General features: G+C 66.8%; 10 protein-coding genes and 1 tRNA gene. 4 read left to right on the top strand and 7 right to left on the bottom strand.

All coding sequences use genetic code 11. The features are described from left to right. Positions 1-7 precede the first annotated feature (7 nt). From E3T41_RS12155 to E3T41_RS12135, 5 genes are all read right to left on the bottom strand, one after another. Positions 8-3907 (bottom strand): Pls/PosA family non-ribosomal peptide synthetase, encoded by a 3900-nt coding sequence (locus E3T41_RS12155; RefSeq protein WP_241991158.1) that lies wholly within the window; start codon positions 3905-3907, stop codon positions 8-10. Positions 3908-4559: 652 nt separating this feature from the next. Further along, a tRNA-Arg gene (locus E3T41_RS12150) sits at positions 4560-4631 on the bottom strand. A gap of 186 nt (positions 4632-4817) precedes the next feature. Further along, a complete protein-coding gene (locus E3T41_RS12145; protein WP_092451054.1) occupies positions 4818-5315 on the bottom strand; it encodes an HNH endonuclease in 498 nt (165 codons plus the stop codon). 342 nt (positions 5316-5657) lie between these two features. Further along, positions 5658-6476, bottom strand: coding sequence for a C40 family peptidase (locus tag E3T41_RS12140; protein WP_241991153.1), 819 nt, complete (start codon positions 6474-6476; stop codon positions 5658-5660). Between the two features lie 267 nt (positions 6477-6743). Then, the gene (locus E3T41_RS12135) at positions 6744-7463 is read right to left on the bottom strand and encodes a metal-dependent transcriptional regulator (RefSeq protein ID WP_092451056.1); all 720 of its coding nucleotides are present in this window, start codon (positions 7461-7463) and stop codon (positions 6744-6746) included. Between the two features lie 133 nt (positions 7464-7596). Here E3T41_RS12135 and serC point away from each other — a divergent pair, with 133 nt between their 5' ends. Next, positions 7597-8715, top strand: coding sequence for a phosphoserine transaminase (serC, locus tag E3T41_RS12130; protein WP_092451058.1), 1119 nt, complete (start codon positions 7597-7599; stop codon positions 8713-8715). Positions 8716-8890: 175 nt separating this feature from the next. Here the strand turns inward: serC and E3T41_RS12120 are convergent, their stop codons facing one another. Both E3T41_RS12120 and E3T41_RS12115 read right to left on the bottom strand, forming a co-directional pair. Then, complete coding sequence (locus E3T41_RS12120; protein WP_134478775.1) at positions 8891-9547, bottom strand: DUF3027 domain-containing protein; 657 nt, start codon at positions 9545-9547, stop codon at positions 8891-8893. After that, positions 9540-9920: a cold-shock protein gene (locus E3T41_RS12115; protein WP_092451191.1), complete on the bottom strand. Its 381-nt coding sequence runs from the start codon at positions 9918-9920 to the stop codon at positions 9540-9542. Before E3T41_RS12115 ends, E3T41_RS12120 begins: the two co-directional genes overlap by 8 nt. A gap of 93 nt (positions 9921-10013) precedes the next feature. Between E3T41_RS12115 and E3T41_RS12110 the strand changes: the two genes are divergently transcribed. The 3 genes from E3T41_RS12110 (at position 10014) to E3T41_RS12100 (ending at position 13883) form a co-directional block, all read left to right on the top strand. Then, positions 10014-10286: a multidrug ABC transporter ATPase gene (locus tag E3T41_RS12110; protein WP_134478773.1), complete on the top strand. Its 273-nt coding sequence runs from the start codon at positions 10014-10016 to the stop codon at positions 10284-10286. Further along, on the top strand, positions 10286-12148 hold the full coding sequence (locus tag E3T41_RS12105; protein ID WP_134478771.1) for a helicase-associated domain-containing protein: 1863 nt from the start codon (positions 10286-10288) through the stop codon (positions 12146-12148). The genes E3T41_RS12110 and E3T41_RS12105 overlap by 1 nt, the downstream gene beginning before the upstream one ends. Before the next feature lie 91 nt (positions 12149-12239). Beyond that, complete coding sequence (locus tag E3T41_RS12100; protein ID WP_092451068.1) at positions 12240-13883, top strand: DNA repair helicase XPB; 1644 nt, start codon at positions 12240-12242, stop codon at positions 13881-13883. The last annotated feature ends 87 nt before the right edge of the window (positions 13884-13970 follow it).

The raw sequence follows: 13970 nt of genomic DNA, 5'->3' as shown, positions 1-13970 counted from the left end.
CAGTCAACTATTCCACGCTCGACCACGGCGGCTGGTGCCACGGCGTGATCGGGTTGCCGGACCAGAGCGACCCGGTCGGCACGCGTTCGCCGCGCATCACGAGCGAGCCGGGGCCGACGGTCGCTCCGGCATCGATTGACGCCGCTGGCAGAATGACACCGTTCGGGCCCAGGGTGGCACCCTCGGCGAGTTCGACCGCGTCAAGCTGCATGATCCGATCGTGAAACAGGTGGGTCTGCACGACGCAGCCGCGGTTCACCGTGCTGCCGGCACCGAGTCGCACGAGATCGGCTTCGGGCAGCCAATACGTTTCGCACCAGACACCGCGCCCCACCGTGGCGCCGAGGGTGCGCAGCCACACGGCGAGCGCCGGCGTGCCCGATGCTTTCTCGGCGAACCACGGGCGAGCCACCATCTCCACGAAACTGTCCGACACCTCGTTGCGCCAGATGAACGATGACCAAAGCGGATGCTCCGACGCGTCGATCCGCCCGACAAGCGTCCACTTGACCACCGTCGTGACCCCGGCGGCGACCGCGCCGGCCACGAGCATGACCACGCCGGACAGGGCGATGGCCGCGCCAAGTCCGAGCCTGAGCCAGACCAGGTCGAGCAGGGCGAGTACGAGCAGCGCGATCCACGCGGCGGTGACGCCGGCCACGATGCGCAGCAGTTCCCAGAGTGACCGGGCGACTTTCAGGCGTACGGGAGGGTGGAACGTTCGCGAGTCGTCGGCATCCGTTTGCCTGCGCCGCAGGCGGGCCGGCGGGTTGCCGAGCCAGCTGGAGCCGCGCTTGGCCTTGCGCGGCGTCGAGGAGAGCACAGCGACGAGCCCGTTGCGCGGCACGGTACGACCGGGGCCGGCCATGCCGCTGTTGCCCAGAAAAGCCTTGCGGCCGATCTTGGCCGGGCCAATGTGCATCCAGCCGCCGCCGAGTTCGTAGCAGGCGACCATGGTGTCGTCGGCGAGAAAAGCGGCCGGAGCGATCGTCGTCAGCGAGGGCAGCAGCAGCACGGTTGACGCCTCGACGTCGGCGCCCACCTTGGCGCCGAGCAGGCGCAGCCAGGTCGGGGTGAGCAGGCTCGCGTAGACCGGAAACAGCACGTTGCGAGCGCCGTCCAGGATACGTTCGGTCATCCAGACCTGCCAGCCGATGCGGCTGCGCACCGGATAGTAGCCCTCGCGCAGCCCGATACCGAGGGCTCGCACGAAGGCGATCACGAGCAGGGCGTAGGCGAGTCCACCGGCCAGAACCGCGACCGGCATGATCAGCGCTGCCCGCAGCGCGGCGACACCGAGACTGCCGGCGTCGCCGACGGCACCGCCGACGATGACGGCGCCCAGCGCGAGGGCCAGCGTGGGAATGGCCGTCATCGCGACGGACCCGGTGGCGAACGCGCCGAGCCACCGGCTGGCCCTTGCCGGCCGCTCGGCCGGCCACGGACGCCTTGCCGACCCCGCCCGGCGGGCCGGGGAACCAGCCCAGCGCTCCCCCGGTGGCACGCGGGACGAAACTGCAGCGCCGGGTTCGATCTCCGCGCCGTTCCCGACGTGGGCCCCGCCGAGCAGGGTGCTGCGCGAGCCGATTCGGACGTCGGCACCGACGTGCAGGTGGCCGATCCGCAGCACGTCGCCGTCGATCCAATGGCCGGCCAGGTCGACCTCGGGCTCGATCGAGGCCTGGGCGCCGATGGTGAGCAGACCGGTGACCGGTGGCAGCGAGTGCAGGTCGACGTCGCGGCCGATCTCTGCGCCCAACGCCCGGGCGTAATAGCTGATCCAGGGGGCACCGGCCAGGCTCGCTGCGTCAACGAGCAGCGCCACCTGCTCGGCGAGCCACAGCCGCAGGTGCACGGAGCCGCCGCGCGGATAGTTACCCGGCACCAGGTTGCGCAGCAGCAGCCTCGATGCGATCACCGCGATCAGCATTTTGCCGGGCGGCGTCACGAACAGCGCAAAACCGAGCGCCACCCACCACCAGGACAGCGTCGGCGCGAAGGTCGCCCCGGCCAGGCTCAGCAGGTTGTTTGCGATGGCAAGGTAGACCAGCCAGCGGGCGCCGCTGAGCACGTGCAGGGGAATGCCGAGCAGGGTCTGGGCGAGCTGGCTGCGCGCCGGTGTCGGCAGCACGGTGCGCACGACTGGGACTTCCACGGGAGTGCGCGCGTCGAGTTCCTCGGCCAGGGAGCCGATGCGAGGGTGGTCGTAGAGGTCGGCGACGGTGGTTTCGGGGTGCCGGGCCCGCACAGCCGACACGAATTGCGCGGCTGAGAGCGAACCGCCGCCCTGGGCGAAAAAATCATCGTCGGGGCCGGTCACCGGCACGCCCAAAATGGATGCCCACGCCTCGGCCAGCCACTCGGCCGTCGGTGACAGCGCCGCGGTCTCATCGGCCGATTGAGGCAACGGCCAGGGCAATGCAGCCCGATCGACCTTGCCCGAAATACGGGTCGGCAGCGCGTCGACGATGGCCAGCAGCGGCACGAGTGCGGCTGGGAGTTCCTCGCGCAGCCGGTCAATCGCAGCCGGCCGATCGAACGCGGCGTCCGCGTTGAGGGCGATATAGCCGACCAGAATGTGGTTGCCGGCCGGGGTGGTCTGGACCACGGCGGCGCCGCCAGCGACTCCGGGGAGAGCGCCCAGGGCAGCATCCACTTCACCGAGCTCGATGCGGCGGCCACCGAGTTTCACCTGGTCGTCGGCGCGCCCGGCAAAGACAAGGCCCGCCGTTTCGAAGCGCACCAGGTCCCCGCTGCGGTAGGCGCGATCCCAGCCGAGCTGCGGGTGCTGCGCATATTTCTCGGCGTCCTTCTCGGCGTCGAGGTAACGGGCCAAACCAACGCCGCCGATGATGAGCTCGCCGGTCTCCCCCTCGGCGACCCGGTGCCCGGCCGCGTCGACGACGGCGAGGTCCCAGCCGTCGAGCGGGAGGCCGATGCGCATCTCGCCGATGCCGTTGACGAGGGCGCCGCAGGCCACGACGGTCGCTTCGGTCGGGCCGTAGGTGTTCCACACTTCGCGTCCGCGGGTGGCAATGCGGGCGACCAGTTCGGGCGGGCAGGCCTCACCGCCGAAGATGAGCAACCTAACGGCCTCGAGCGACTCTTCCGGCCAGAGCGCGGCGAGGGTCGGCACGGTCGAGACGACGGTGATGCCGTGGGTGATCAGCCACGGGCCGAGGTCGGCGCCGCTGCGCACGAGCGAGCGCGGGGCGGGAACCAGGCAGGCGCCATTGCGCCACGCCAGCCACATTTCCTCGCAGCTCGCGTCGAAGGCCACAGAGAGCCCGGCCAGCACGCGGTCTCCGGTCCCGATCGGTTCGTCCCGCAGAAACAGTCCGGCCTCGGCGTCGACGAACGCGGCCGCCGAGCGGTGGGTGACGGCGACGCCCTTGGGCACGCCGGTCGAGCCGGAGGTGAAGATGACCCAGGCATCGTCATCGGGCGTCGGAATGTTGCCGGTCGGAAAGACCAGCGCGGGATCCTCGTGCGGTCCGACACGGCGAGCGCGCAGGGCCTGCACGTCGAGGCCGTCGCGAGGCGCAAACACGCCGCCCTCCCCGATGATGCCGACCACGTGGGCTTCGGCGAAGACCAGCCGGGCGCGTTCCTCCGGGTCGTCCGCGTCGACCGGAACGTAGGCGGCACCCACCAGCAGCGTGGCCAGGATCGACACATACAGGTCGCGGGTGCCGGAGGGAATGCGAATTCCCACGGTGTCGCCGCGCCGCACCCCGGCCAGGCTCAGCGCATTCGCCTGTGCCTGCACGCGTCGCAGCAGGCCGCGATAGCTGATCGTTCCGGCCGCATCTTCCAGGGCCAAAGCCTCCGGATGCTGCGCCGCGGTTTCCGCAATAATGTCGGCGAGGGTGCGGGCCGGCTTGGCCCGGTGGCCCGCCGCCAGCACCTCCTGGCCGCGCCCGCCCCGGTCGGACGCGATCGGGTGACTTTGGCTCTGGTGCTCGCTCACACTGCTCCTTGATCAGGTCGTGGCAGTGGTGCACGGCGCGAAAACACCAGTCTAGAACTCACCGGTAACGCGCAGGTGAACAACCCCCGCCGGGGGTCGTCCGGCCTGGCAGTGGCGTGCAGAGTCTCAATGAAGTGTGCTTGCGCATCCGCTCCCCCTGGGTCGACACCTCGGGGAGCGTCGCAACAGCATTTCCCGGCTCGCAGCCGCGGATACTGGGTAACGTCCCGCCATCCGGGGACGAATGGAGTACTTGACCTTGAAGCACGCATCGAACTCCACCTGGACACGTCTGAAGGAAGAGGCGGCCGTTCACCTCTACGACGAACTACATAATGACGCGCGCGGCGTGAGGGCAGCGGCCCACGACACGGAAACCTCGCCAATCCAAGTGCAACGCCCCGTGGATTCCTAAACCCTCGCAGCCTTCCGCACAATCACCGAATAGGCGAGTTGCGACTCGCAGCGGCCTTCAACGCGAGCGTCTCCACGGCAACGTGTGGCAGCGAGGTGTTGGCCTCCGGCGCCCGAGAAACACAAAAACCCTGCATCTCAGATTTTGCGAGGGATGCAGGGTCGTCAACCGGTGTGCCCCTGGAGGGATTCGAACCCCCAACCGTTTCCTTAGGACGGAACTGCTCTTCCGTTGAGCTACAGAGGCTGGCCGGGCAAGTTTAGCCTGCGCAACGTCGCTGACGCGAAAGCCCGCAGTACCCCACGTGCCGCGGACGCTGCAGTAGCCCCGCTGCAGCAGTCGCACTGCAGCAGTCGCACTGCAGCAGTCGCACTGCAGCAGTCGCTCGGACGTACCTTAAGGGCGCACGCCAGCGCATCCGCTTTGGTGCCGTCAGGCGGCGGGTGCCAGATAGGCGTCCCAGTCCTCCAGCGGTCGCTCGATACCGCGCACGACCCAGGTCGTGCCCTGCGGCATCCGCGGGGTGAAGCGCAGTTCCCACCCCATTTCGGCCGGTGTGTGGTCGCTCTTGAGGTTATTGCAGCGCAGGCAGCAGGCGGCAAGATTGTCCCAGGTGTCGCGGCCACCGCGCGAGCGCGGCAGCACATGGTCGATCGTGGCCGCGGACTTACCGCAGTAACAGCAGCGGTGATCGTCACGGCGCAACACTCCGCGGCGACTGACCGGCACGAGTCTCGACATGGGAATGCGCACGTACCGCGTGAGCAGAATAACGCTCGGCCGATCCCACGAGCCCGACGCCGCGAAAACGGGGTGATTCTGATCGGACTGCACGATCGTCGCCTTCTGGTTCATCACCAGAATGAGTGCTCGTTTGAACGAGACAACGGCGAGGGGCTCATAGCCCGCATTGAGTACCAGTGTGCGCATGCGCTCCCTTTCGAAGGAGGCTGGACGGCTTCCAGCCATTCGAACTACATCCGATGCGTACAGAACAGGAGCGTGACAGCGCGAGAGAGGGTACAAAAAAGGCGCCGTCACAATGACAACGCCTTACGGCTGCTCACGCAGCTCTTCTCGCTCTGACAACTATGCCGAAAGCACTCGCGACCGCGCACATCCATGGTGTGGATAGTGCGTCGCTCATGCATGGGCTCTCCTAAAGACCTACAACTACATCAGGGCACTAGGTTAACCCACAAATGGCGCAACAGGGAAACCTGTGTGCGCCATCGGTGTGAGCTGTTACCCAGTGTTCACCGCGGGGGCAACTTAGATGCCGATCCGTACGATGTAGTAGTCGCTGGTCCAGATGGGCTGGATCCGCACGGACTGGCCCGTATAGGGCGCGTGCAAAATGTTGCCGTTGCCGGCGTAGAAACCGTCGTGGCCGTCCATGATCACGAGGTCGCCGGGCACGGCATCCTCGATCGCGATCTTGGTTCCGGCTGCACCCTGGCCCGTCGAGGAGTGCGGCAGGCTGATACCGAACTGCGCATAGACGTACATGATGAAGCCGGAGCAGTCGAAGCCGGCCGGGGTGGCGCCGCCATAGACATAGGGCACGCCCTGATACTGCGAGGCCACATTGAAAACGGATGCGAGATCAAAATTCGGGTAGGTCGGGTTGGCCAGGTAGTCGGCGACGCTCGGGCCGGAGTAGCTCGCGGCGTACGAGGTCATCTGCGCGGCAACTTCGATGCGGCGGGTTTCGGCCGCGGCAGCAGCAACGGCAGCTTCAAGTTCCTCCGGGGTGGTGGCGGTGAATCCCTCGCGAGCAACACTCACGGTCGCTGCCTGCGCGTCGACTTCAACGGCTTGAGCCTGAGCCTTGGACATCTCGGAGGATTCACTGGCCTGAAAGCTGGCTTCGTTCGAACCGGGGGCGAAGGCATAGGCCGGGAGGGCCATCGTGGCGATCATGCCGGTAGCGAGGGTCATGACGACGGCATTGCCGAGGCGGCTGCGGCGCTTCTTCGGGGCCGCGCGGGGCAGCGCTCGGTGGGTGTGTGCCGCCGATTCCACTGCTGCCAGGGCATCGGATGTTCGGCTCAGCCCGCGGCGGGACCTTCTCGTTCCTAATGCAGCCAAAGTTTTAACCTCCGGCGCCTCGACAACACTAGGTTGTTGTCCCGTCCACTTCGCTAATCGCGGGTGTGTTCCTAGTCAAGAGACGGGGCGAACAGGCGTCCTAACTAGAGTCCTTCGACCGTTTCTGATCTGTGGGACTCCCCGAGGCTACAAGAAGCACACCCATTTGTCACCCTGAAATACCATTTTTCTAACGAATTGGTAACGGAACGCGTGTGCCCGGGAGGCGACCGGCGGCATCCGTCGACCAGCGATGCCGGCTGGATCTCAGTGAACGACCGGGATGTAGCCATCCGGTGTGCTGACGAAAATGTGACTGGCGACCTCACTGGGCAATTCCAGGCCAGCACCAAAACCTTCGACCTGTACTAGAACGTAAGATCCGGCCACCGAGAAGACTCCGGTGGCGCCGGGCATGACGCCGCTCTGCTTGAGCTGCAGCAGCAGCTCGGGGTCGAACTGCACCGGTTCCCCCAGACGACGGATGACCGCGGTCACCGGCTCGGGTGAACTCGCCACCACCGCCACCACGTTGGTCACTCCCGCCATGAACGCCACGGCCGCCGATTCGCCGAACTCGTCCAGACCCGGAATCGGATTGCCATACGGAGACTCGGTGGGGTGACCGAGCAACTCCAAAATCTTACGTTCCACCTGTTCGCTCATCACGTGCTCCCAGCGACAGGCCTCATCGTGCACGAACTCCCACTCGAGCCCGATCACGTCGCTGAGCAGGCGCTCGGCCAGACGGTGCTTGCGCATCACGTGCACGGCCTTACTGCGGCCCGCCACCGTCAATTCCAGGTGCCGGTCGCCGGAGACGACGACGAGGCCGTCCCGTTCCATGCGCGCGACGGTCTGAGAGACCGTGGGGCCGGAGTGCCCGAGGCGCTCGGATATGCGCGCCCGCAACGGCACGATCTCTTCTTCCTCCAGGTCGAGGATAGTGCGGAGATACATTTCGGTGGTGTCGATCAGATCGCTCATCCGCAGCCCTTCGTTCAGCTCGTGCGCGCACCGCTCATCTGGTGACGGAAGGGTGCCTCGTTGGCGGCCTCGGCAATGGCCCGCACAGCGTCACCAGCCTACCTGCCAGTGGGAGGGCAACTAGAATTACGCCATGGCCGACCTTCTCATACCCACCGATTTGCTCCCCCTCGACGGACGATTCGGCTGCGGCCCATCGAAAATCCGGCGAGAACAGCTCGACCACCTGCTCGGATTCGGCACGGGAGTGCTCGGCACCTCGCACCGCCAGTCCCCCGTGAAGGACCTCGTCGGCCGAGTACGTGGCGGCCTCGCCGAGCTGTTCAGCATTCCGGACGGCTATGAAGTCGTGCTCGGCAATGGCGGCTCGACCGCCTTCTGGGACGCCGCAGCGTTCTCGCTGATCGAGAAGCGCGCGCAGAACCTGGTCTTCGGCGAGTTCGGCGGCAAATTCGCCAAGGCGGCTGCCGCCCCGTGGCTCGACGCCCCCGACGTGATCAAGGCCGACACCGGTTCGCGCAGCGCCTTCATCGTGAAGGGCGGCATCGACGTCTACGCTTGGCCCCAGAACGAAACCTCGACCGGCGTCATGGCCCCGGTCACCCGGGTCACCGGCGATGCCGGCGCCCTCACCGTCATCGATGCAACGAGCGCCGCCGCCGGCATCGACTTCGACGCCAGCCAGGCGGACGTCTATTACTTCGCCCCGCAGAAAAACCTCGCCTCCGACGGTGGCCTGTGGATCGCCCTGTTCTCCCCGGCGGCCCTCGAACGAGTCGAACGTATCGCTGCGAGCGGCCGCTACATTCCGGAATTCCTCAGCCTCAAGAACGCCGTCGACAACTCGCGCCTGAACCAGACGCTAAACACTCCAGCCCTCAGCACGCTGCTGCTGATGGAGAACCAAATCGACTGGATCAACCAGAGCGGCGGTCTGGCGTGGGCGTCCGCGCGCACCCAGGCATCGTCATCCGTTCTGTATGACTGGGCGGAGGGCGTCGATTACGCGACCCCGTTCGTGGCGGACCCGACCCACCGTTCGCAGGTCGTCGTCACGATCGACTTCGACGACGCCATCGATGCGTCAGCGATCAGCAAGACGCTGCGCGCCAACGGCATTGTCGACACCGAGCCGTACCGCAAGCTCGGCCGCAACCAGCTGCGTATCGCGACCTTCACCGCGATCGACCCTGAGGACGTCAAGAAGCTCGTCGCGTCGATCGAATACGTCGTCGGCCACCTCGGCAACTAGCGCGAACCGCGGGCGAAAGGATCGGGCCATGCGTCTCTGGTTAAAAGACAGTGAACGGCGACCCGATCCGCTGCCCGCCAGAACGGATGCCCGCACGGCACTGGTCGTGGGCACGCTGCTCTGGCTGATGGCCCTCGGCGCCGCACTCGTCGTTGAGTTCACGGCGCCGCAGGCGTCAGGGGCGGCGAGCGCGGCGGGACCGGGTTGGTGGCTGTGGTGCGCTGTGATCGGCGTCGGACTCGGACTCGCCGGTCTCGCCTGGGTTCAGTTCCGCCGCCGCTAGCGCCTCATCGAAATCGATGCCGTCGAGGGCGTCAAGCGAGTCGTCGTCACCGTCGTCGTCGTCACCGTCGCCGTCGTCGTCGTCGGACTCATCGTCGTTGTCGTCGTCTGAGTCGTCGTCGTCAGAGTCGTCGTCAGAGTCGTCGTAATTCTCTGATTCTGAATCGTCGGCATCCGCCTCCGAGTCTTCCTCGACCAGTCGATCCGACCACGGCACCCACTCGGGTGCGAGCAGGGAATCGTCGCCGGGGGTGAGCTCGGTCTCGAGCACCGTCGGCGCGGCGTTTTCATCGACTCGGGCCAGGGAAACCGTCCAGCGCCAGCCCGGATAGCCCGTCATCAGGCAGTCGAACAGTAGCGAGATCACGAGTTCGCCCTCATCGAGGTGCCCGATCACCTCGCCGATCGTGTCCTCGTCGGTGATCTCCAAAAGCGCAGCGCGGGCCAGATCGACAGCCGCGAGCAGGGTGGCGTCGGTCGGTTTCGCCGTCGTCGGCCGGGCGTCGGTCGGCTGGGCGTCGGTCGGCTGGACGTCGGGCACGTCAGGCATCCAGTTCCTCGGCGACCTTGCGCAGCATCGCCGCGATCTTCTTACTATGGCTCGACTCGGGGTAGCGCCCGCGCTTGAGGTTGGTGCCGATGCCGTCGAGCAGCTTCACCAGGTCTTCGACGATGATCGCCATGTCGTCGGCGGGTTTGCGGTTGATCTTGGACAGGCTTGGCGGAGCTTCAATCACCCGCACCGAGAGCGCCTGAGCACCGCGCTTGCCATCGGCGATGCCGAATTCGAGCTTCGCGCCGGCCTTGACGGTAACGCCGGAAGGCAGGGCGGAAGCGTGGAGGAAGACTTCCTGGCCGTCATCGGAAGTGATGAAGCCGAAACCCTTCTCCTCGTCGTAAAACTTGACCTTGCCGGTAGGCATCTGAACCTCACTGAGTTTTGGGCGCACGAAAAAGTGCGGGGTGTGCACCCAGCATATTCGGTTGCGGCCGCTGCGTGCCCGTATCCTTAGGCTGTGACCAATCAAACTCCACGACCCGTCAGCCGGATAGAACGTGTTCTCGCTTACATGGTCGCGAGCGTGGTCGGGTTGTCGATCCTCGCCTTCATCGCGGTGATCGCGGCTACGGCGATGGGCGTCAAGGCGGCGCAATTCGGGCAGGGCATCTGGCCATCCGTTATCGTCCTCCCGACCTTCGGTCTGCCGGTTGGATTCCTGCTGGTCATCGCGCTCATGGCCACGGTGGGAGTTCGCCGCAGTCGCGAAGCCCGACGAGACCGCGAGTAATGCTCGGCCTCGCGTCACGACTCCGGGCCCTGTCCGATGCCGAGCTGCGGCACGTGATCGGGGTGCGCGGTGTGAGCGCGAGCGGCATCCACGATTTCTTTGACCTCGCCGAGGCACTGCTGCACCCCGACAGCATCCAGCTGGCGCTCAGCCACCTGGACCGATCCGTCCTGGCCGTCCTGGCCGTCGCCGGCGAGTGCACGAGCGCTGATTCGGTACCCAGCCTGCACGCCGTCGCCGGGCGGCTCTCAGCACTGAGTTCCGCCGAGGTCACGGCCGTCGATGTGGCCGCCCGCGCCGACTCCCTCGACGCCCTGCTGCTCACCGTTCGCGCGGACGGATGCTGCATCCCCTACGACGCCGTCTCGGCTCACCTGGCTAAATGGCCGGCCCAGGGCCTTCCGGGAGCCGCCGATCTGGCCATCACGGTCTCCCCCGCTGCCGTAGCCGCCGTGCCGGACGCCGATATCCCGTTCATCGACCAGCTCGCCGCCGAGCGCGCCTTCTCGGTTGTATCGTCGATCGCCGAGCTGGTCAATGAGCTCAGCCGAGAGCCGGCCCGCGAGCTCAGCCGCGGCGGACTCGGCCTGCCCGACACGAAGCGCCTGGCCGCCATTATGACCGTCGAAATCGAGCTGGTCGCCCCGATTGTGGCTCTGGCCGCGCGCGCAGACCTGCTGGCCCGCTCCGACGGGTATTGGATGGAAACCGAGGCCGGCGAGGCCTGGCTGCTCCAGGGCACTACCTCCCGCTGGGCCGCCCTGGCTGCGGCCTGGCAGGCGGCCCTTCCGCCGATCGTCGCCGACATTCTGCCGCGGCAGGCTGGACTGTTCTGGGGCGAGGCGCTATCGGGATTCATAGCCTGGCTCTACCCGGCAGGCGGCGAGTGGATGCAGACGCAGCTGGCCGAGTTTGCCCGTGACGCCGAACTGATCGGAATCACCGCCCACGACACCACGAGCACCGCCGGCGCGAGCGTGCTGCGCGGCGACCCCGAGGCGGCCGTGGCGACCATGGTGGCCGCCCTGCCCACCGAGGTCGGTGCCGTGTATCTCCAGCACGACCTGTCAATGGTGTCCCCCGGCCCGTTGGCCCCGTCGATCGATGCCCGCCTGCGCGGGATGGCCGACGTGGAAAGTCGGGAACTGGCGTCGAGCTATCGCATCACCGCGGCATCCGTCAATCGTGCGCTGGCCGCGGGCGAGGACGCTAAGTCCCTGCTGGCCTTCCTGGCATCGATCTCGCTCACCGGAATTCCCCAGCCGGTGGACTACCTCATCAACGAGTCGGCCGCCCGCTACGGTCGTGTGCGGGTGGGCACCCTGGCCGAGGACGCCGCCCTCGCGTTGAGTTACGTTTCTTCAGCGGATGCCGCGCTGCTGAACACGATCGCGGTCGATCAGACCCTCGCCCCACTCGGGCTGGTGCGCGCCGACGACGGCGAGCGCCTGCTCAGTCGGTTCGGCGGCGACGCGGTGTTTTGGGCGCTCAGCGATGCGCGCTATCCCGTCGCCGCTGAGAATGAACACGGTGAGATCGTGCACCTGCGGCGACACCAGGTCGCCCGGATCACCGAGACGCCGCCGAAAGATCCGGCCCTGAACCTGGTCGAGAAACTCCGCGCCGGCGACGGCCACGGCGTGTCGGTCGCGGATGCCTGGCTCGCCCGCCAGCTCGACTCCGCCATCAAAGCGAAGCAGACCATCCTGGTCAGCATCGCGATGCCCGGCGGCTCGGTCGTGGACTATCTGCTGCAACCGGCCAGTGTCAGCAACGGCCGCTTCCGAGCTCGCGACCGACGCGCCGACATCGAGCGCACCCTGCCGCTCAAGAGCATCCTGAGCATCACCCCGGCACCCTGACCGATCGGGACACCCAGCGCGAGCATTGGCTGAGTGCGCGGAACCAGCCGGGTGCCAGGGACGTCACCCGACGCGAGTAGGATTAGGCGCTATGTCTGATGGCCCCCTGATTGTCCAAAGTGACCGCACGGTGTTGCTCGAAGTCGCCCACCCTCTTGCCGAGGATGCTCGTCACGACCTCGCCGTCTTCGCCGAACTCGAACGAGCCCCCGAGCACATCCACACCTATCGCATCACGCGGCTGGGTCTGTGGAATGCCCGGGCGGCCGGCCACGACGCTTCGGACATGCTCGCCACGCTGGAGAAATATTCTAAATTCGCCATACCCCAGACGGTCAGCGTGGACATCACCGAGACTGTCGGTCGCTACGGGCGTCTCGTCATTGAACGCGACTCCGAGGGCGCTCTCGTGTTGCACAGCAGCGACCAGGCCGTTCTCACCGAGATAGCAGGAGCCAAGCGCATCGCGCCGCTGCTGATCGGGCATCCGTCGCCGGAAACGTACCTGGTGGAGCCGTGGGCGCGCGGGCAGCTCAAGCAGGAGCTGGTGAAGCTCGGCTGGCCGGCCGAGGACCTCGCGGGGTACACGCCGGGCACCCCGCACGACATCGCCCTGCGCGAAGACGGCTGGGCGCTGCGCGACTACCAGAACAAGGCCGTCGCGAGCTTCTTCGACGGTGGCAGCGGCGTGGTCGTGCTGCCCTGTGGCGCCGGTAAGACACTGGTCGGTGCCGGAGCCATGGCCACAGCGAAGACCAACACCCTCATCCTGGTGACCAACACCGTCTCGGCGCGACAGTGGCGCGACGAACTGCTCAAGCGCACCACGCTCACGCCCGACGAGATCGGCGAATACTCCGGGCAGGTCAAAGAGGTCAAGCCCGTCACCATCGCGACCTACCAAATTCTCACCGCGAAGCGCAAGGGTGAGTACGCCCACCTCGAGCTGCTCGATGCCATGGACTGGGGCCTGGTGATCTACGACGAGGTGCACCTGCTGCCAGCACCCGTGTTCAAGCTCACCGCCGAGCTGCAGGCGCGCCGCCGCCTCGGCCTGACCGCCACCCTGGTGCGCGAGGACGGCCGCGAGGGCGACGTGTTCAGCTTGATCGGCCCCAAGCGGTTCGACGCACCGTGGAAGGAGATCGAAGCCCAGGGCTTCATCTCGCCCGCCAACTGCTATGAGGTGCGCATCGACCTGCCACAGTCGGAGCGGCTCAGCTATGCCGCGGCAGCGGACGACGAGCGGTACCGCATGGCCGCAACCGCACCGGCCAAGCTTGGCGTGGTGCAGGCACTGATCCAGAAGCACGAGGGCGAACGCATCCTGGTGATCGGCCAGTACCTCGACCAGATCGACGAACTCGCCGAGGTCTTGAACGCTCCCCAGCTCACCGGTGCCACCCCAATCGACGAGCGAGAACGGTTGTATCAGGCGTTCCGGGTGGGCGAGGTCAAGGTGCTCGTGGTGTCGAAGGTTGCCAATTTCTCGGTCGACCTGCCCGAGGCGACCGTGGCCATCCAGGTGTCCGGCTCGTTCGGCTCCCGCCAGGAAGAGGCCCAGCGTCTCGGCCGGCTGCTGCGCCCGAAGGAGTCCGGCCTGTCGGCGAACTTCTACACCCTCGTCGCCCGCGACACGGTCGACCAAGACTTCGCCCAGAACCGCCAGCGCTTTCTCGCCGAGCAGGGCTACAGCTACACGATCCTCGACTCGCACAGCCTCGAGGCCGCCTAGCTCCTCTCCCGCGCGCCTGATTACTTCCCGGGCCCGGGCCCGGAAAGCGGGCCCATGCTAGATCATGGGCCCGCTTTCGCAAGGTGG

This window comes from Cryobacterium sp. Hh38 (assembly GCF_004403235.1).
Lineage (GTDB): Bacteria > Actinomycetota > Actinomycetes > Actinomycetales > Microbacteriaceae > Cryobacterium > Cryobacterium levicorallinum.
The sequence above is the reverse complement of the archived record's forward strand: the minus strand, read 5'-3'. Positions and strand labels throughout refer to the sequence as shown.

Bases quoted from the DNA above. Each gene is read 5' to 3' on its own strand.
- E3T41_RS12115 (WP_092451191.1), bottom strand. From the start codon at position 9,920: ATGCCTACCGGCAAGGTCAAGTTTTACGACGAGGAGAAGGGTTTCGGC.
- E3T41_RS12100 (WP_092451068.1), top strand. From the start codon at position 12,240: ATGTCTGATGGCCCCCTGATTGTCCAAAGTGACCGCACGGTGTTGCTC.
- E3T41_RS12105 (WP_134478771.1), top strand. From the start codon at position 10,286: ATGCTCGGCCTCGCGTCACGACTCCGGGCCCTGTCCGATGCCGAGCTG.
- E3T41_RS12145 (WP_092451054.1), bottom strand. From the start codon at position 5,315: ATGCGCACACTGGTACTCAATGCGGGCTATGAGCCCCTCGCCGTTGTC.
- serC (WP_092451058.1), top strand. From the start codon at position 7,597: ATGGCCGACCTTCTCATACCCACCGATTTGCTCCCCCTCGACGGACGA.
- E3T41_RS12120 (WP_134478775.1), bottom strand. From the start codon at position 9,547: ATGCCTGACGTGCCCGACGTCCAGCCGACCGACGCCCAGCCGACCGAC.
- E3T41_RS12135 (WP_092451056.1), bottom strand. From the start codon at position 7,463: ATGAGCGATCTGATCGACACCACCGAAATGTATCTCCGCACTATCCTC.